Source organism: Qipengyuania pacifica, assembly GCF_019711555.1.
Taxonomy (GTDB): domain Bacteria; phylum Pseudomonadota; class Alphaproteobacteria; order Sphingomonadales; family Sphingomonadaceae; genus Qipengyuania; species Qipengyuania pacifica.
Genome location: NZ_JAIGNQ010000001.1, coordinates 255,462 through 274,539, shown reverse-complemented (window position 1 = coordinate 274,539; position 19,078 = coordinate 255,462). Strand labels below are relative to the sequence as shown.

The 19,078-nt window shown below is 61.7% G+C and carries 14 protein-coding genes; 3 read left to right on the top strand and 11 right to left on the bottom strand.

Features of this window, described 5'->3' with window-relative positions; genetic code table 11:
- Window positions 1-29 precede the first annotated feature (29 nt).
- The 4 genes from K3177_RS01360 to K3177_RS01345 all read right to left on the bottom strand — a co-directional run bounded on the left by K3177_RS01360 (window position 30) and on the right by K3177_RS01345 (window position 3,560).
- Window positions 30-701 (bottom strand): EF-hand domain-containing protein, encoded by a 672-nt coding sequence (locus K3177_RS01360; protein ID WP_221596530.1) that lies wholly within the window; start codon window positions 699-701, stop codon window positions 30-32.
- A gap of 201 nt (window positions 702-902) precedes the next feature.
- Entirely contained in the window at window positions 903-1,301 is a 399-nt protein-coding gene (locus tag K3177_RS01355; RefSeq protein WP_221596527.1) for a cupin domain-containing protein, read from the bottom strand.
- Between the two features lies 1 nt (window position 1,302).
- Window positions 1,303-1,698: a VOC family protein gene (locus K3177_RS01350; RefSeq protein WP_221596525.1), complete on the bottom strand. Its 396-nt coding sequence runs from the start codon at window positions 1,696-1,698 to the stop codon at window positions 1,303-1,305.
- Window positions 1,699-1,757: 59 nt separating this feature from the next.
- Entirely contained in the window at window positions 1,758-3,560 is a 1,803-nt protein-coding gene (locus tag K3177_RS01345) for an aminopeptidase P family protein (RefSeq protein WP_221596523.1), read from the bottom strand.
- A 148-nt stretch (window positions 3,561-3,708) separates the two neighbouring features.
- Here K3177_RS01345 and K3177_RS01340 point away from each other — a divergent pair, with 148 nt between their 5' ends.
- Together K3177_RS01340 and K3177_RS01335 are read left to right on the top strand one after the other, a co-directional pair.
- Window positions 3,709-5,883, top strand: coding sequence for a S9 family peptidase (locus tag K3177_RS01340; protein WP_221596521.1), 2,175 nt, complete (start codon window positions 3,709-3,711; stop codon window positions 5,881-5,883).
- Window positions 5,884-5,888: 5 nt separating this feature from the next.
- Window positions 5,889-6,272, top strand: coding sequence for an acyl-CoA thioesterase (locus tag K3177_RS01335; RefSeq protein ID WP_221596519.1), 384 nt, complete (start codon window positions 5,889-5,891; stop codon window positions 6,270-6,272).
- Here the strand turns inward: K3177_RS01335 and K3177_RS01330 are convergent.
- From K3177_RS01330 to K3177_RS01310, 5 genes are all read right to left on the bottom strand, one after another.
- Window positions 6,269-8,002 (bottom strand): sensor domain-containing diguanylate cyclase, encoded by a 1,734-nt coding sequence (locus K3177_RS01330; RefSeq protein ID WP_221596518.1) that lies wholly within the window; start codon window positions 8,000-8,002, stop codon window positions 6,269-6,271. The two genes, K3177_RS01335 and K3177_RS01330, sit on opposite strands and share 4 nt — an antisense overlap.
- 84 nt (window positions 8,003-8,086) lie before the next feature.
- Window positions 8,087-9,202 carry an alanine dehydrogenase gene (ald, locus tag K3177_RS01325; protein ID WP_103024006.1) on the bottom strand — a complete coding sequence of 372 codons (1,116 nt, stop codon included), beginning with the start codon at window positions 9,200-9,202 and terminating at the stop codon, window positions 8,087-8,089.
- 71 nt (window positions 9,203-9,273) lie between these two features.
- The gene (locus tag K3177_RS01320) at window positions 9,274-10,851 is read right to left on the bottom strand and encodes a DUF389 domain-containing protein (protein WP_221596516.1); all 1,578 of its coding nucleotides are present in this window, start codon (window positions 10,849-10,851) and stop codon (window positions 9,274-9,276) included.
- Window positions 10,852-10,914: 63 nt separating this feature from the next.
- Window positions 10,915-13,248, bottom strand: coding sequence for an FtsK/SpoIIIE family DNA translocase (locus tag K3177_RS01315; RefSeq protein WP_221596513.1), 2,334 nt, complete (start codon window positions 13,246-13,248; stop codon window positions 10,915-10,917).
- Between the two features lie 56 nt (window positions 13,249-13,304).
- Window positions 13,305-13,856 (bottom strand): thiamine phosphate synthase, encoded by a 552-nt coding sequence (locus tag K3177_RS01310; protein WP_221596511.1) that lies wholly within the window; start codon window positions 13,854-13,856, stop codon window positions 13,305-13,307.
- 22 nt (window positions 13,857-13,878) lie between these two features.
- Between K3177_RS01310 and K3177_RS01305 the strand changes: the two genes are divergently transcribed.
- Window positions 13,879-14,550, top strand: coding sequence for a YggS family pyridoxal phosphate-dependent enzyme (locus K3177_RS01305; RefSeq protein WP_221596509.1), 672 nt, complete (start codon window positions 13,879-13,881; stop codon window positions 14,548-14,550).
- A gap of 19 nt (window positions 14,551-14,569) precedes the next feature.
- Here K3177_RS01305 and K3177_RS01300 read toward each other — a convergent pair whose 3' ends face one another.
- Complete coding sequence (locus tag K3177_RS01300; RefSeq protein ID WP_221596507.1) at window positions 14,570-17,329, bottom strand: [protein-PII] uridylyltransferase; 2,760 nt, start codon at window positions 17,327-17,329, stop codon at window positions 14,570-14,572.
- Entirely contained in the window at window positions 17,326-19,020 is a 1,695-nt protein-coding gene (locus K3177_RS01295; protein WP_221596505.1) for a class I adenylate-forming enzyme family protein, read from the bottom strand. The genes K3177_RS01300 and K3177_RS01295 overlap by 4 nt, the downstream gene beginning before the upstream one ends.
- Window positions 19,021-19,078: the final 58 nt, after the last annotated feature.

Below are 19,078 nucleotides of genomic sequence, written 5' to 3'. Positions count from 1 at the left end.
CCTGTGGTTTGGGCCTGCTAGCAAGCGGCTTACTGGTTCTGCCGTGCTTCGCGCTTTGCTTTCCATTCGGCGCGCATGGCATCCCGGGCGGCCTTTCGTTCGTCCTGCGTGACCACACCGTCGCCATTGGCGTCCATCTTGGCAAAGCGTGCTTCGATCGCTGCATCGAACTCGGCGCGTGTGATCGAACCGTCGCCATTGGTGTCGGCCATACGCATCATCATGCCGCCGCCGCGCATGCCGTGGCCACCGCGCATTCCGCGCTTGCCCTTGCCTGCACGGTCGCCGCGCGCTTCGCGCTTGGCGGCCATTTCCTCAGCGGAGACGCCGCCCGAACCATCGGTATCCAGCTTGGCGAAGCGCTCCGCCATGCGGTCGCCGCGGCGTTCGCTGCGGGCTTCACGTCGCTGTTCGCGGCGCTGCTGGCGGGCTTCCTGTGCGGCCTGCATTTCGGCCTGCGAGATTTCGCCATCGCCATTGGTGTCCATCTTGGCGAACATCTGCTGACGGCGCACTTCGCGGTCTTCGGCGTTGATGACGCCATCGCTATTGGCATCCATCCGGGCGAACATCTTGTCGCTGCGGGCCTTCATGTCGGCAAGGGTGAGATCGCCGCCGCGATCCTGCTGCTGGGCAATGGCGGCGGTGCCGGTCAGCGCCAGCGTGGCGGCCGAAAAGGCGAGAAAGGTCTTGCTGTTCATTTCATATCTCCAAAACTCTGGAGAGCTGCGGCGGACCTGGGACCGGAGGGGAGGGGGAATGTCTGAAGCCCGCCGCAGCTCGTGTGCCCTGTCTAGGCCTGCAATGTCGCAGGATTATGCCGGATCGGGGCCGAATTGTATCGGTTTGTCGCACGCGGACCGTGCCGTTCACCGCAGGGAAAGTCGGCGGGGGCGGAAAAGTCAGCGGGGGCGGTGCTGGGTGCCTTCGCCTGCCGTGATGAAGATGGCTGTCGCTTCCTGAACGATATCGGCGATGTGCCACACGCCGGGCGGGTTGATGACATATTCGCCGGGGCGCAGCGTCACGCTCTCGCGCCGGCCGTCGGGAAATTCCTGCGTCAGTTCCATTTCCCCGGCAGTGCAGATCACCACTTCTTCGCCTGCCGGGTGCATTTCCCAGCCCGGCCAGTCTTCGGTGAAGGTATACTGGCTGACCAGCCGCCCTTCGCGCCCGTCCGCCCCGTGCCGTTCGCCATAGGCGCCGTACCATTCCATCCCGTCGAACGGCGGCTGGGGCACGGCGGTTGCGCCGAGCCCCAGATGGATGAAACGCTCGTCGAGACGGGGCAGCTGGGTCATGTCAGCTCATCTTGTCCATCAGGAAGGCATTCAGCTTGTTGCCGTCCGGATCGCGAAAATAGGCGGCGTAGAACACCATCCCGTTTTCATCGGGTTCGCCGCGCGGGCCGGGTTCGCCCTCGCTGCTGCCGCCATTGGCCAGCGCGATGTCGTACAGCCGCTTTACCTGATCGCGATCCTTGGCCTCGATTGCCACCATCGTCCCGTTGCCGACCGTCGCTTCCTTGCCGTCGAACGGCTTGGTCGCGGCGATACCGGGCGCCCCTTCGGGTTTGCCCCAGGCGATGAAGGTCCCGAAATCCATCATCCGCCCCACCCCCATTTCGGCGGCGAGGGGATCGTAGAACCGGGCTGCGCGCTCGAGGTCGTTGGTCCCGAGAGTGACGTATCCGATCATGGCAATGCTCCTTGAAAACGACTCGCGACCAAGAGAACATTATGTGAACATTTCCTACATCACAAGGGGGCGCATTCCGCTTCCAACCATTCGAGATCCGCGCCATCCAGTTGCGGCGCCACGATGTCGCGAACCTTGGCGTGGTAGTCGTTCCACCAGCCGATTTCGGCGGGCGAGAGCAGGTCCTTGTCCACCAGCCTGCGGTCGAGCGGAACGAAGGTCAGCGTCTCGAAACCGAGATAGTCGCCTTCGCTCTCGATGCCGGCTGGCACGACGAGAACCAGGTTCTCGATCCGGATGCCGTAGGCCCCGGCCTTGTAATAGCCGGGCTCGTTCGACAGGATCATGCCTTCGCGCAGTTCGGTTTCCGTGCCGGGGAATGCGCCGCCGGGCTTGGAGATACGCTGCGGGCCTTCATGGACCGACAGGTAACTGCCCACGCCGTGGCCGGTGCCGTGGCCGTAATCGACCCCGCCGTTCCACAGATGCATCCGCGCCAGCGCGTCGAGCGCGCCGCCGCTCGTACGGTCGGGGAATTTCTGCATGTCGAGCTGGATGTGGCCCTTCAGCACGCGAGTGTTGCGCTCGACCATTTCGGCACTCGGCTCGCCCGGTCCGACCCAAACCGTACGGGTGATGTCGGTGGTTCCGTCCAGATACTGGCCGCCCGAATCGACCAGATAGATCGAAGATGGCGGGATCGGGATATTGCTGTCTTCGTCGACCTTGTAGTGCGGCAGGGCAGCATGCGGCCCCGCAGCGCTGATGGTGTCGAAGCTGGCGTCTTTCAGCACGCCGCCGGCCTCGCGGAATTCGCGCAGCTTGGCGGCGGCGGTCAGTTCGTCCACCCCGCCTTTGGGTGCCTCGATCGAAATCCAGCGCAGGAACCGCGAAACGGCCGCGCCGTCGCGCGCCTGGGCATCGCGGTGGCCCTGCTGTTCGGCAGGGTTCTTGATCGCCTTGGGCAGAACGGTCGGATCGGCATCGCGCACGACCTTCGCGCCGCCTGCCGCCAGGGCGTGGAAGATGCCCGCCACCGCATGGTTGGGGTCGACCGCGACGGTCTTGCCCTTGAGCGCTTCGAGAGCGGGCTGGAATTCGTCGCGATTGCGCACGGTCACGGCGTTGCCCAGATGCTTGGTCAGTTCGGGCGTGACCTTGTCGGGCGCGATGAACAGTTCCGCCGTGCCGTCTGCATGGGCCAGCACATAGGACAGCGAAACCGGCGTGTTGTCGACGTCGGTGCCGCGCATGTTGAGCAGCCAGGCCACCGAATCCAGCGCACTGATGACGGTCGCATCATAGCCTTCGTTCTTCAGCCAGTCGGCGATCTCGGCGCGCTTGTCGGCGCTCGACCGGCCGGCATGCTCGTCGGCATGCGGCACGGCTGCCGCAAGCGAAGCTTCGGGACGGTCGTCCCAGATCGCATCGATCGGATTACCGTCGACCGGCACCAGTTCGATGCCCTTCTTGGCAAACAGCTTTTCCGCTTCTTCTGCCCAGCCGATGCCGTGCAGCCAGGCATCGTAACCGATCTTCGCGCCTTGCGGTGCATGGGCGGCAATCCATTTGGCGGGCGATGTGGCGGGCACATCCTCGTAATCGTACAGCTTGCCGTCCACCTGCTCGCGCACCTGCACGGTGTATCGGCCATCGGTGAACATGGCCGCCGCGTCTTTCAGCACCGCCGCGCTGCCCGCGCTGCCGCCGAAGCCGGTCAGCCATTTCAGGCGCTGCGCGTAAGAGCCGACATATTCGCTCATATGTTCATCGGAAATCGGGATCACGAAACCATCCAGGCCGCGGCGGCCCAGTTCCTTGCGTAATCCATCGAGGCGAGCTTCGTATGTCTGCATCAGCATGAGGCGAAAAATATCCTTTCATCGGGGCCGGTGGCGCGCTGGCCGACTCGGCGCTTGCGGCCAGACGGGCAGCCGCATAATCACCCTGCCATCATAGTCATCCGCGGCGCGCCTTTCCACCTTTGCGCCGCGCAAGGGGGGACAGGTCATGGCTTTCAAGCGATACACCGCATGCCTATCTGCCGCGACGCTGGCACTCGCCGCGCCGCTTTATGCGCAAAACACCGAAGGAACACATGTGACACAGCCGACTTCCCCGCCCACAGCCGAGAAGCGCGATCACAGCTATTCGCATCACGGGATCACCATCGCCGATCCCTATTACTGGCTCAAGGACCAGTCCTATCCGACCGTGGACGACACGGACATTCTCGATCACCTCAAGGCGGAAAACGCCTGGTTCGAAGCGCGGATGAAACCGCAGCAGGCGCTGGTCGACGAATTGTTCGAAGAAATGAAGGGCCGGATCAAGGAAGACGATTCCACCGTGCCGCAGAAGGATGGCGACTGGCTCTACTGGTCCGAATTCGAAGAAGGCGCGGAATACCGCAAATATTATCGCAAACCTGTCGCGGGCGGCGATGCTCAGCTGATTCTCGATGAAAACGCGCTGGCCGATGGTCATGAATATTTCCGGCTGGGTGCCTTCTCCGTGTCCAAGAACGGGCGCTATCTCGCCTATTCGGCCGATACCAATGGCTCGGAACGCTTCACCGCGCGGATCAAGGATCTCCAGACCGGCGAATTGCTGCCCGACGAAATTCCCGGCACGCTCTCGGGCCTCGTCTGGGTGAAGGGCGATACCGCCCTCGTCTACGGCCTCGCCGACGACAACTGGCGGGTTCACGATGCCACATTGCACGTACTCGGCACACCGGTGAGCGACGATGTGGAACTCTACCGCGAAACCGCGGACGAAGGGTTCCGGGTCGGCACCGGTCTCTCCGCTCAGGAAGACTGGCTGGTCATCGCCACCGGCGACAACGAGACGAGCGAAGTGCGCCTCGTGCCTGCCGACGATCCCACGGCCGAACCGATCCTCATCAAGGCACGGCAGAAGGGCGTCGAATATGATGTCGACGTGCGTGACGGGACACTGTGGGTCCACACGAATGACGATCACGTCAATTTCAGGCTGGCTACCGCAACGCTGGATGCGCCGGGCGAATGGACCACGCTGATCCCCGGATCGGATGAATTCTACCTCACCGATTTCGATCTGTTCAAGAATTTCTACGTCACTGAAGGGCGGTTGCGCGGGCTCGATCAGATCCAGCTGCGCGATTATGCCGATCCGAATCTGGTCAAGCCGATCGCCTTCACCGAAGCGAGCTTCAATGCGGGCCTCAGCAATAATCCCGAATACGATCAGAACACGCTGCGCCTTGCCTATGAAAGCATGGTCACGCCCGATTCCGTGTTCGATTACCACGTCGACAGCGGCGAACTGGAACTGCTCAAGCAGCAGGAAATCCCCAGCGGATACGATGTCGATCTCTACACGACAGAGCGCGTGGAAATCCCCGCGCGTGACGGCACGATGGTCCCGGTCAGCATCGTGATGCGCAAGGACCGCCCGAAGACCGGCCCGCTGCATCTCTATGCTTATGGCGCCTACGGCTATGCCGTGCCGCCCGGCTTTTCGACCACGCGCCTCAGCCTGATCGATCGCGGCTATGCCTATGCCATCGCGCATATCCGCGGGGGCGACGATCTCGGCCGCAAATGGTATCTGCAGGGCAAGCTCAACGAACGGACCAATACCTTCAACGACTTCGTCGATGTGGCGAAGGGGCTGGTGGACAAGGGCTATACCGAAAAGGGCAAGATCAGCATTTCGGGCGGTTCGGCCGGCGGCGAACTGATGGGCGCGGTGGTCAATACCGATCCCGATCTGTGGGGCGCCGTGGTGGCGCATGTTCCCTTTGTCGATGTGCTCAACACCATGCTGGACAAGGATCTGCCGCTGACGCCAGGTGAATGGCCCGAATGGGGCAATCCGATCCTGTCCAAGCAGGCCTTCGCCTATATCCTCAGCTACTCGCCTTACGATCAGGTCGTGGCGCAGGACTATCCGCCCATGCTGGTGACCGCCGGTCTCAACGACCCGCGCGTGACCTATTGGGAACCTGCGAAATGGGTGGCCAAGCTGCGCGAGGTCAAGACCGACGATAACGAACTGCTGCTCAAGACCAATATGGGCGCGGGCCATGGTGGCAAGTCGGGCCGGTTCGAATCCATTCGCGAGGCGGCCGAAGAGGTGGCCTTCATACTGTGGCAGCAGGGCAGCGCGGACCGTTCGGCTGCCGAACAGGCCAAATAATACGTATGATCCGCACCTTTTTGGCCGCACCGGAGCACATCGACGAACTCGGTCACGTCAATAATGCCGTCTGGGTGCAGTGGATCCAGGACATCGCCACCGCCCATTGGGATGCGGCTGCACGCCCGGAAGATCGCGCCGCGTTCTTTTGGGTCGTGACCCGCCATGAAATCGATTACCGTGGAAATATCGATGCGGGTCAAAGCGTTACGGGTGAAACCTGGATCGAAGGCCCCGCCCGCGGCGCCACGTCGCTGCGCCGCGTCGATTTCCGCAATGCCGCTGGAAAGGTCATCGTCAGCGCGGCCACCACCTGGGCCATGCTCGACCGCAAGACCAATCGCCTGGTCCGGGTCCGGCCCGAAGTGCTCGCCCCCTTCACGGCCTAAGCCACGGCGCTCGCCCCCCCGTCCGCCTGCGGCACGAACCATTCCAGCGCATCGCGCCCCGTGCGGTTGCGGCCTGCACATTTGGCGTCGTACAGAAGCTGGTCGGCTCTGGTGTAAAGGCTCCAGAAGTCGAGATCCGGGTCGTCGGCCACGGCCGTGAAATCGAGCAGACCCATGCTTGCCGTGATCGGCCGGTCCAGCCCGTCCATAGTCGCCAGCGTACGCGCCGTGATGGCCCGCCTGCGTGCCTCGGCCCGCTCTGCCGCGTCCTTGCCCCGCAGCATCAGGAGGAATTCCTCACCGCCGATGCGGAAGGCGATCAGATCCTTGTCGTCGCTCGCCCGCAGCGCCGCAGCCACGCACACCAGCACGCTATCCCCATACGGATGCCCGAATATGTCGTTAATGGGCTTGAAGTGGTCGATGTCGATGACGGCAATCGTGTGAAAGCCCGCCGCAACGAGCGATTCAAAGCGCGTGTCGAGCGAACGCCGGTTTCGCAGCCCGGTCAGCTCATCCCGTTCACTCAGCTTCTCGAGCGAGCGCGCCTCGTCTCGCGCCTGGTCACGCTCATGCTTGATCGAAATGAAGCGGTCGGCCACGCCAAGCGCAGTGGCGACGACTTCGAACAACAGGGCGAAATTCTGCGGCCAGGTTTCGTCGAATGTCCCGATCTGCGGCAGCAGCGTGACCGAGGCGAACTGGATGACGACTATCGCACTGAACGGCGCAAAACCGAGAATGAGATAGGACGCCATACGGCTTCCGCTTTGCCTGGCGCGCCATAGGACGGCAAAATACGTCGCCAGTATCGCGAGATAGGCGCCAAAATAGAAATGATCGATCCACGCGCCGAACCACTCGGGATAAAATGTAGTCGTCAGCCCGCTTGCAAGCGCCAGGGATGCGAGGGAGAGCAGAATCGCACGGGCCCGCTGGGAAACGAAGTCGGTCTCGATAAAATTGCTCGCAAAGAGCAAGGTAGCAGCGACCATTACGTCGAGACTGAGATAGGTGATGTCGAGTTCGCTGGCGAAGTTGATTGCAGTCACCAGGGGAATGAGGCCCGAAACCGCGGCCGTCTGCACAGCGGCCATGGCACAGAAGAGTGCATGCCACAGCGGAAACGGTTCGCGCAGCGCCCGGAAGTAGCCGAAGTCGAATACGATCGGGGCCAATAGCAAACCGCAGATCAGGGCGGCCAGCAAATGTGCGAGGCCGGCGACCGGCGGGACCGATGGTTCGGCAAGCAAAGCCGCTTCGGCCAGTGCTTCCGGCCACTGGCTGCCGTCCAAGGTGAATATCACCGCGATGGGCTGACCGTCGAATTCAGGCAGATCGATCATCGAGCGCAGGCTGGAAGCCCCAAGCCAGGTATCGCCGAAGCCGTAAGTGCGACTGCGGCTTTCGCCATTCTCGTCGATCAGCGTAGCGGTAAGCTTCTCAAATTCGTGTCGATCGAATTCGGCATGGCGTATCGTCGCAGGATCGGCGGCACGGCCGCGTAGATCGATACGGATGAGTTGCCGCGCAGCGTCCCAATCGCTGATCGACCCATCGCAGGTCCACGCATCTGCGCGCTGCGCCACATCGTTCAGCCGAAGAGTGTCGTCACCGGAAATCCAACAGACGGATTGTTGTTCGAAACCCGGGGCCGCAACGGCGGAAGCGGGCACAGCGAACTGGCCCGCAAAGATTGCGAGCAGAACCAGCCGCACGAAAAGCAGCACATCAAATGATGAAGCCCGTCCCACGCGCCCGCGGTAGGGCGAAGGGTTTAAAGGACGATTAAGGAATTAGCCGCGAAGCGCGTTTTAACGAAGCAGGTCCGCCACCGGTCGATAATCATACCCGAGTTCGCTTGCGACGGCCTCGTACGTGACTTCGCCCTTGTGGACGTTGAGACCTTCGGCAAGATGCGGGTCGGCGGCGAGCGCGTCTTTCCATCCCATCCGGGCGATGCGTAGCGCATGCGGCAGGGTGACATTGTTCAGCGCATAGGTGCTGGTGCGGGCAACGGCCCCGGGCATATTCGCGACGCAGTAATGAACCACGTCGTCCACGACATATGTCGGATCGGCATGAGTGGTTGCACGGCTGGTTTCGAAACAGCCCCCTTGGTCGATCGCGACATCGACCAGCACGGCGCCCTTCTGCATGTCTTTCAGCGTTTCGCGCGTAACCAGCTTGGGCGCTGCCGCACCGGGGATGAGAACTGCCCCGATCACGAGATCGGCAGTGGTGACCGCGTCATAGAGGTTGGCGGCGTTGGAAAAACGCGTGCTGGCGCGCGCTTCGAAATGGGTGCCCACCTTTTCCAGAACTTCGGGATCGCGGTCGAGAATGGTGACATCAGCACCGAGGCCCACTGCCATTTGCGCTGCATTGAAGCCGACCACGCCGCCACCGATGACCACGACCTTGCCAGGCATGACGCCAGGTACGCCGCCGAGCAGAACACCGCGACCGCCATGAGCCTTTTCCAGTGCAGTTGCACCGGCCTGCACGCTCATGCGGCCTGCCACCTGGCTCATGGGCTTGAGGAGAGGCAACTGGCCGCGCGGGCCGGTGACCGTTTCATAGGCAATGGCAGTGACGCCGCTGTCCAGCAGATCCTTCGTCTGATCCGGGTCGGGTGCCAGATGGAGGTAGGTATAGAGGATCTGTCCTTCGCGCAGCTTCTTGCGCTCGACCGCCTGCGGTTCCTTGACCTTCACCACCATTTCGCACTCAGCGAAAATAGGATCGGGGCCGTCGACGATCTTCGCGCCCGCCGCCACATATTGCTCGTCGGTTGCGTCTATGCCGCAGCCGGCCTCGGTTTCGATCCACACCTCGTGACCCTGCATGACGAGCTCTTTCACGCTCTCCGGCGTCAGGCCGACGCGATATTCGTGGTTCTTGATTTCCTTGGGGCTGCCGATGAGCATTGGGGGGAACTCCTTATCTGCGGCAGCCCGTTACAACTGCAACCATGTGGGGGCAAGCCCGAGAGCCGATCTCAGGATGCGGGCGCCGTGGACCAAACAGCGGTCACCGAGTTTCCTTCTCCCGAAACCTGCGTGTCGAAATAACGCGCGGAATCGCCAAGTGCCTGGGTGACAGCCGTCAGAGCGTTTTGGCTGCCGGTCAGGGCTATGCGAACGCCCGTGCGCCGGGCCGCCCATCCGAGCAACGCCACGCGTCCGGCATTGTTCGTGTCGAGTCCGTCTTCGCCAATATTAACGGTGGGTAGCGGCACCAGTGGGGGACGAAGTTCGACCGTCCAGCCCGGCGTAGTCTGTTCGAGCCGTCGTTCAAGTTCGCGATATCCCGACAGGTCGAGCCCTTCGAGCGGCTGAGCAATTGCCTGTGCGCGTTGGTTCTCGCGGTCCAGCAATACGTCCTTGCGCTCGACCCCGGCAATCAGGGCGAGGCTTTGGGCCAGTACGGCAATCTGTCTTTCGCTCGCTTCGGCAGCCTCGCGCGCTCTTGCCTGGGCAAGGGCTGCCTGTTCGGCAGCGCCCGGGTCGGTGCCGACCTGAAACTGATCGATATTCACCACGACGGAACGGCCAAGACGTTCTTCCAGTCGCTTGGCCACTTCCGTATCTGCGTTGGAATTGAAGTCCGGGGTAAAGACGCTGGCCGACACGGTCAAAGGTTCGGAATCCCAGTTCACGATCGGCTGTTCGACCCTTGCCCTGTCGGTAAAGGCAGATGCGACCTCCTGATTGACAATGCGCTGGCCGTTGGCCTCCCAAGCGATGGTCCGTAGAGAGAAAGCGAGAGGGATCGCCAGCACTACGAAGACCATGGCGATCCCGAGCGACTGGAGACGGGACTGGCGATGGCTGAGGTCGGACTGGAAGCCGTAGAGCCGAGCCATGACGGCGGCGGTCAGTCCGATGGTCACGAGGTTGGTTACGAACAGACCCAGCGCGCCTGCAAATACAGGCCAGTTGAAGGTTGCCAGACCGAAGCCCACCACTGCGATCGGTGGCATCAGGGCCGTAGCAATGGCGACCCCGACGATCGTGCCTTCGCGCCCGCGGATCACCGCATAGGAACCTGCGAGGGCGGAAAATAGCGCAACCAGCAGGTCGAACAGGTTTGGCCTGGTGCGGGCCGCGATTTCTTCCGTCACCGTTTGCAGCGGCGAAAGAAACACAATCACCGCGCAAAACAGTATGGCAAACAGGGATCCTGCAATCAGGGCCTTACCGCAGCGGCGCAACCAGTCCGCATCGCCGGTTGCAAGAGAAAACCCCGTTCCGATAATCGGGCTCATCAAAGGCGACAGCAGCATGGCCCCGATGACGACGGCCGGCGAAGAAAGCAGGAGGCCGAGGATCGCGATCCCCGCGCTCATCGCGATCATGAAGATATAGCGGCTGGTCAGGAGCGATTCGCCCCGCACCCTCTCGATCGTCGCGACATGATCCAGGTCGGCGATAACCCCTTCATTCCACCACAGGCGCATTTCCGCGATGGCGCGCAGAATGGTGAGACGACTGATCGGCCGTCGCTTGGCATAGTCTGGACCCGGCTTTTCGTCGTCGGACCAGTCGTCGGCGGAGTTTTCTTTCGTAGGTGCCATTGGATCGGGACTTAGCGAGCCATCCAGCGCAAGTCCCGCCCAAATTTCGAAACTTTTCAGCTTCTAAAGCGGATTTCCGTCCTGGTCGCGGAAGATCTCGCGCCGCCCCACATGGTTGGCCGGCCCTACCAGCCCTTCGCCTTCCATACGCTCGATCCATTTGGCAGCGGTGTTGTAACCGACCCCCATCTGGCGCTGAAGCCAGCTGCCAGACGCTTTCTGGTTCTCGATAACAATCTGACAGGCCTGGCGATATTTCCGTTCTTCCGGATTATCCGAGGCGGTGAATTCGTCTTCGAAATTGAAGCCGCCATCTTCCGGCTCTTCGGTAACCGCGTCGACATAGTCGGGCTTGCCCTGTCCACGCCAGTGATCGGCCACACGTTCAACTTCCTCGTCGGACACGAAGGGGCCATGCACGCGGATCATCGCGCCGGTATTGGGTTTATACAGCATGTCGCCCTTGCCGAGCAGCTGTTCGGCCCCCTGTTCCCCAAGGATGGTGCGGCTGTCGATACGGCTCGTCACCTTGAAGCTGATGCGGGTCGGGAGGTTGGCCTTGATGACGCCGGTGATGACATCGACCGAAGGGCGCTGTGTCGCCATGATCAGATGGATGCCGGCGGCACGCGATTTCTGGCTCAGGCGCTGGATCAGGACTTCGATTTCCTTGCCAACAGTGACCATGAGGTCGGCCAGTTCGTCGACAATGAGTACGATTAGGGGCAGGGGCTCGTAATTGAGCTGCTCTTCCTCGTACAATTCTTCACCCGTTTCGGGATCGAAGCCCGTCTGCACGCGGCGACCCAGTGGCGAACCTTTCTCGATCGCCTTCTTCACCTTTTCATTGAAGCCCGCGATGTTGCGTGAATTCACGCTGCTCATCATGCGGTAGCGCTTCTCCATTTCCTCGACCGCCCATTTCAGCGCCCGGACCGATTTGTGGGGCTCGGTAACCACAGGGCTCAGGAGATGCGGAATGTCGTCGTAAGTCTTGAGCTCCAGCACCTTGGGATCGATGAGGATCAGTCGGCACTCGTCAGGCGTGAAGCGATAGAGCAGTGAAAGCAGGATCGCGTTGAGGCCGACCGACTTACCCGAACCGGTGGTACCGGCCACCAACAGGTGAGGCATGGCAGCAAGGTCTACGACGATCGGTTCGCCTGCAATGTCCTTGCCCAGAATCATGGGCAGGCTGCCGTGATGGTCGATGAAGGCGGCCGAATTGGCGAGCTGCTTGTAACTGACCATCTGCCGGTCCGCGTTGGGCAGTTCGATCCCGATCACCGTCTTGCCCGGAATGGGAGAGACGCGCGCGGAAATTGCCGACATGTTGCGGGCGATGTCTTCTGCAAGGCCGACCACGCGGCTGGCCTTGATACCCGGTGCCGGCTCCAGTTCGTACATGGTGACCACGGGTCCGGCGCGCACTGCGGTGATCTCACCCTTGACGTTGAAATCGTCGAGCACGTTTTCCAGCAGGCGCGCATTGCGTTCCAGCGCCATCTTGTCGAGCTTCGGCGCAGCATTTTCGGGCGCATCATCGAGCAGATCGTGGCTCGGCAATTCGTAATTGGCGAACATGTCGCGCTGCTTGGGTTTGGCGGCAACAGGCTGAGCAGGCATCGGCGCGGGATCGGCGATTTCGGGCGCGCGGCGCGGTTCGCGCAATGGCAGATCCTCGTCATCCTCAAGGCTTTCCATCGGCTTGGCACGGGGCTGCTTCTTGGGTGTCAACGGCAGGTCGAATTCAGGCAAGTGTGCCTTGCGTTTGACGAAATCAGGCAAGGTCAGGAATTGCGCCCAGTCGATCGCGAAGACCCGGGTGACGAGCGCCACCCCGCCGCCGAGCGTGACAAGAGCGAGCAGCAGCACGATCCAGCCTGAAAAGTCGCCTCCGAAGCGATCTGCGACAGCTTCGATCCCCAGGCCACCCAACTGACCGAACAAACCCCCAAGCCCGGCCGGCAGGCTGCCGGTCGCCGGCTCGAACGCCAGCGCCAGCACCGTGCCAAGCAAGGCGATGGCGGCAAGCAGCATGGCGAAGGGACCCCACCAGCGACCGGGGGTGCTATCTTCGTCGTCCCGTTCCACCCCGGTCCACAGCCGGCGGGCTGAAATATAGAGCAGCGGCAAAAGCAGCGCCGCCGGAAGCCCCAGGTAGTTAAGCGCGCGTTCGCTGGCCCAGGCGCCGGTTGCCCCCATCCAGTTGCGGATGTCGTCGCCGCCCGCTGCAGTGGAGGGACTCGGATCGGTCTGCGTATAGCTAGCGAGCGCCAAGGTCAGGAAAACAAGGATCGCGAACAGCAAGCCCGCGCCTGCCATATGTGTAGCGCGGCGAAAGGAGCGGCGGAAGGCCGCGCGCCAATCGGGTGCTGCGCCTGCGCGCGTAGCCATTTCGTATCCCCTGATCCGTCGAGAGAGTGCAGTATGAGTCCTCCCGGACAGGGAGGTCAAGCGACGTTCGTCGAACCGAGTCCGTCGATGGCGCCCCAGCGGGACCACCCCAACTCGCGGGCGCGCTCATGGGTCATTCCGCCAAGAGCGATCACCGGCACGGGCGATTGCCGGGCCAGCGCGTGAAACGCATCGATACCGAGTGTCTTGGCACCTGGATGCGAAGCTGTGGCAAACACCGGCGAGAGGAAGATGCCTTCCGCTCCCGCTGCGACCGCCGCCGCCAGTTCGTCCGCGTTATGAGCAGTGGCAAGGAAGAGGCCATCTCTTGTCCTGGTTGCAGACCCGTAGTGGCCGTCCGCGCCCCAATTCTCATCACCGGACAGGATAACCGTGTGTCCACATTGATGAGCGATCGCTGCAAGCTCGTCGAACCGCGCACGCCGCGTGTCGGGATCGAGGTGATAGTGGCGAAAGACGAAGCCCGAACCAGTTGGCAGGCTTCGAAGCGCCGTCTCAATTCCAGTGTCGTTTCGCCGATCGCTCAGCAACCACAACAACGGGAGGATGGGCCGATCGGCTCCGGGATGATGCTGGCGTCGTGTCACACACACGCTATAGCGCGACGCGATGGAAAAGGCAGACACCCCGCTACGGCAAGTACAGGCGAATATTGCCAAGGCTTGCACAATCGCCCGCCGCGAACCCGGCGATGTTACGCTTGTTGCGGTCAGCAAGACCCATCCGGCCGAGGCGATCGAACCATTGCTTGTGCAAGGGCAGCGCCATTTCGGAGAGAACCGCGTTCAGGAAGCGCAGGACAAGTGGCCCGCACTGCGCGAAGTCTACCCTGCAGCCCAGTTGCACCTCATCGGCCAGCTTCAGTCGAACAAGGCCGATGACGCGGTGGCTTTGTTCGATGTCATCCACTCGCTCGATCGGCCAAGCCTGGTAAAGGCGCTTGCGAAGGCCATGGATAAGCTGGATCGGCGCATTCCGTGCTTCGTGCAGGTCGATGTGGGCGTTGAGGAACAGAAGGGCGGGTGCCCGGTGGCCGATGTGCCCGGACTGATAGAGCAGGCTCGCGCGGCCGATATTCCGGTGGCGGGGCTCATGTGCATTCCGCCTTTCGAGATCGAGCCTGCGCCATTCTTCGCATTCCTTGATCGGCTAGCCAGCGATCACGGTCTCGACGGTCGTAGCATGGGCATGAGCGGGGATTACGAAACGGCAGTAAAGCTCGGCGCTACGCATGTGCGCGTGGGTACTGCGCTATTTGGCGAACGCGCGTCGCCCCTGTAGTGATCTGCTGCCCGCACGCTCAGGCGTTCTCCAGCCGATCTTGCGTGGCGTCACTTGCGGCCTCCATGAGCCGCGCCTCGATACGGTTCATGCGGTCGCCGCGCTCCAGCTTTCCGCCGGTAAGGTCGGTGACGTAAAACGTATCGGCAGCCCGCTCCCCGTAATTGGTAATATGGGCGGAATGGACCACCAGTCGGCTTTCGAACAGCGCACGGGCCAAACGGTTGAGCAATGCTGGCCGATCGCGGGCGTTGACCTCGACCACGGTGAACTTGTTCGATGCCTTGTTGTCGAACAGGACCCGCGGCGCGACATCGAAAGCACGCGCACGGCTGTGCGCCAACGGACGCTGTGCCAGTCGTGGCGCCAGATCGACCTTGTTCGCCAGCGCATCGGCGATGCTGCTTTTCAGCCGTTCCAGCTGGCCTTCTTCGGCAAAGGGTTCACCGTGGGGATCCTGCACGAGGAAATTGTCGAGCGCCCAGCCCATCCGCGTGGTGTGGATGCGGGCATCGATGATGTTTCCGCCTGCGAGATGGATGCCGCCGGCAATTCTATAGAACATGCCCGGATGGTCGGCCGCGATCACCGTGACCAGCGTCGCCCCGCGCGCTTCGTAATATTCGCAGTGAATGGAAAGCTGATGCTCCCGTTCGCGCGCGGCAGCGTAGTGCACCAGGTTCAGCGCGATGATATCGATCGGTTCGGCGATCCAGTATGCGTCGCCCATGGTCTGGGCCAGATCTGCGACGAGATGGCCCTTTTCCCCGAGAACGTCTGCCACCTCCGCCTGCTTGTGCGCGATTGTCTGTTCGCGACCATGCCGCATGTGCCCCAGCCGCAAGCGCTCGCTCGATATGTCGTAGAGTTCGCCCAGCAACTGGCCCTTCCAACTGTTCCAAGTCCCTGGGCCGACCGCGCGTATATCGACCGCGGTGAGTATTGCGAGATGGCGTAGCCTTTCCTGGCTTTGCACCTGGCCGACGAAATCTTCTATCGTTTTGGGGTCGGTAAGATCGCGCTTCTGCGCCGTGTGGCTCATCAGCAGGTGATTGAGAACCAGCCAGGCCACCATCTCTGTTTCGCTCTCGCTCAGGCCGAAACGCGGGCACAGATCTCGCGCAACTTCCGCCCCGAGCACGGAATGGTCGCCCCCGCGGCCCTTGGCGATATCGTGTAGCAACGCGGCGACATAGGCGACGCGGCGCGAATTCACCTTGTGGATCAGACGTGCGGCGCGTGGATGATCATCCGTTAGTTCGCCCTTTTCGATACGGTTCAACAGTCCGATCGCACGGATCGTATGTTCGTCCACCGTATAGTGGTGGTACATATCGAACTGCATCTGCGCGTTGACCTTGCCGAAATCCGGCACGAATTTCCCGAAAACGCCAGCTTCGTTCATCCAGCGAAGCACCATTTCGGGATCGTTGCGCCCGCACAATAGGTCGAGAAACAGCGCGTTGGACCGTTCGTCGTTGCGGATCGCATGGTCGATGAGGCCCGTTTCACGGTTTGCCTGGCGCATGGTGTCGGGGTGGATTTCCAGTTCTTCGGATTCGGCCAGCTGGAATATCTCGATCAGTCGTACGGGGTCCTTGCGAAACCAGTCCTCCGACGGTGCGGCGATCTTGCCCCCGTAAACGCGGTAACCCTTCAGTTGCCGTGCCTTCTGTTTCCACCCAGCGAAGAAGCCGCGGCGCGCCGTTCTGGCCTCGAACTGCTCGTCGATATGGGCCAGGAAGATTCCGGTCAGCGAGCCGACCCGTTTGGCCTGCAGGAAGTAGAGTTGCATGAACCGCTCTACCGCGCTCTTGCCCGGGCGTTCGGCGAATTTCATCCTTTCCGCGATACGCCGCTGCAGGTCGAAGGTCAGGCGGTCTTCTGCACGGCCCGTCAGCACATGCATGTGGCTGCGTACGGCGAGGAGGAAGTTCTCCGCGCGCCGGAAACTGCGATATTCGGCCGGGGTGAACAGGCCGATCTCGACCAGTTCCGACGCCGTGCGCACGCGATGGATGAACTTGCCGATCCAGTACAGCGCATGCAGATCGCGCAGCCCGCCTTTGCCATCCTTCACATTGGGTTCGACGACGTATCTGCTGTCACCCATGCGTTTGTGACGCGCGTTGCGTTCGGCCAGCTTCTCGGTTACGAAGGTGCGTTCATTGCCCCGCACCACCTCGGCTGTATAGCGGCGCGAACCCTCGTCGTAGAGCTCCTGATCGCCCCAGACATACCGCCCTTCGAGGAGGGCTGTGCGAATGGTGAGGTCGCTCTTCGACAGCCGGATCGCTTCGTCCAGCGTGCGGGTCGAATGGCCTACTTTGAGACCCAGATCCCACAGCATATAGAGCATCGCTTCGACGACCTGCTCGCACCATGCCGTTTTCTTGCCGCCAACGAGGAACGCGATGTCGACGTCGGAATGCGGCGACATTTCCGACCGACCGTATCCGCCAACAGCCATGATCGCCAACCGCTCCGCCTTGGAACGATTGGCGCTGGGATAGAGATGGGCGGTCGCGTGATCGTGGATCACGCGGATCAGTTGATCGATCATGAATGCGAAACCGCCCGCATTCTCATGCCCGGCGGACGGTTTCTCTTCCAGGCGGCGCTCGAGCTCGGCCCGGCCTTTGTCGAGCGCAGCCTTGAGCAGTTTCACGACATGCGGACGGGCTTTGTTGCCGTGCTCCCCCACCAGCGCGTCGATTTCGGAAGCAAGGGCGCGCCGGTCGATTATCGCACGCTGTCGGGGGACACGCAGGGCATTCAAGCGGCGAGGTGCTCCTTTGCAAAATTCGCCTTCACGGTACGCTTGTCGACCTTCTGGGTGCCGAGGCGAGGCAATTGCTCATCGCTCTTCCAGATGACCGAAGGCACCTTGAACGCAGCAATATGCTCGCGCAGGAATTCCTGCAGATCTTCGACCGAGAGATCCTTGCCGTCGTGGGTGTAGTAGACGGCAGCGGGAATCTCGCCGAAGCGTTCGTCGGGAAGGCCAAAGACCGAACATTCGGCGACTGCCGGATGCGCATAGATCGCTTCTTCCACTTCAATGCAGCTGATATTTTCGCCGCCACGAATGATGATGTCTTTCTTGCGGTCGACGATGAACAGGTAATCGTCCTCGTCGAGATAGCCAAGGTCGCCCGTGCGGAAATACCCGTCTGCGGAAAAAGCCGCCTTGGTCGCTTCCTCGTTCTTCCAGTAGCCGAGGAAGTTGCACACCGAGCGGATCGAAACCTCGCCAACCTTTCCGCGCTCCATGGGTTTGCCGTCGTCGTCGAGAATGGCCATGTCGACCAATGGCCGCGAAGGCATGCCGGTGCTGTTGGGTTTGGCGAGATAATTTTCGTTCAGATTACCTGCGCCCACGCCATTGGTTTCGGTCAGGCCGTAACCCAGCGCGGGAAAGCCGTCTTTGAACGCGTCCTTGATCTTCTTCACATGTTCGATCGGGCGCGCTGCGCCGCCGCCAGCGAAGGTCTTGCATTGCGACAGATCGTATTTTTCACGATCCGGATGCACGGCGATCTCGTAACTCATCAGGGGAACGCCAACGAAATAGGTGATCTGTTCGTCTGCCAGCAGGCGCAGGGCCTCGGTTGCATCCCATTTTGGCATCAGCACCAGCTTGCGCCCCATCGCGAAGCTCTGGAGGAACAGCGGCACTTCGCCAGTGACGTGGAACAGCGGCACGGCGACCAGTGCGGAAGGCTGGACGGTTGGGGCATCACCCTTTTCCGTGAGAAGCTGCAGGATCATCGCGGTCTGGCAGACATAGTTCATGGTGCCGGAAACGACGCCGAGATGATCCGAATACGCCCCCTTCGGGCGCCCGGTCGAACCGGATGTATAGAGGATGGTGGCAAGGTCATCCGGGCCGATCTGGCCGAGCATGGCCATGGCCGTGCTGCCTGCCGCCCATACCGGGGCCAGACCTTCAGAAGGCTTGCCGTGATCGAAGACCACGAGCTTCGAGGCATGCTTGACGCCATCGAGCCGGGCCGCACGCGGGGGATCGGCGAGGACCAGCTTGCATTCGCAAAGGTCGATTCCGTAAGCGAGTTCTTCCCCGGTCCACCAGCCATTGAGCAGTGTCGCGCAGCCACCTGCCATGAGAATGCCCATGTAGGCGATGATCCAGTTCGTCGAATTGCGGGCCGCAAGACCAACGCGGTCACCCTTTTCAATTCCATGCAGCGTGGCAAGACCGTGGGCGACATGGCTGGCAGCGTGCCATATCTCGCCGAAGGTCATACGGATGTCGCCATCGACGATGAACGTATCGTCTTTCTTTTCGTTACAGAAATGGGCGAAGTAATGGACGACGCTGGGAGGTGCGTTCTTGAACGCGGGCATCTGCACGCCGCGGCGTGTCACTTCTGTCAGTTCGAACATCTGGCCGGGCGCGGTGACGGCATCGGTGATGCGATGGATGTCCTTGTCGAGTTCTGTCGGCATCGGTCGTAAAATATCCTCTCCAAACGGCGCAGAACCTCCGGTTCGAGGCACGCGCAAT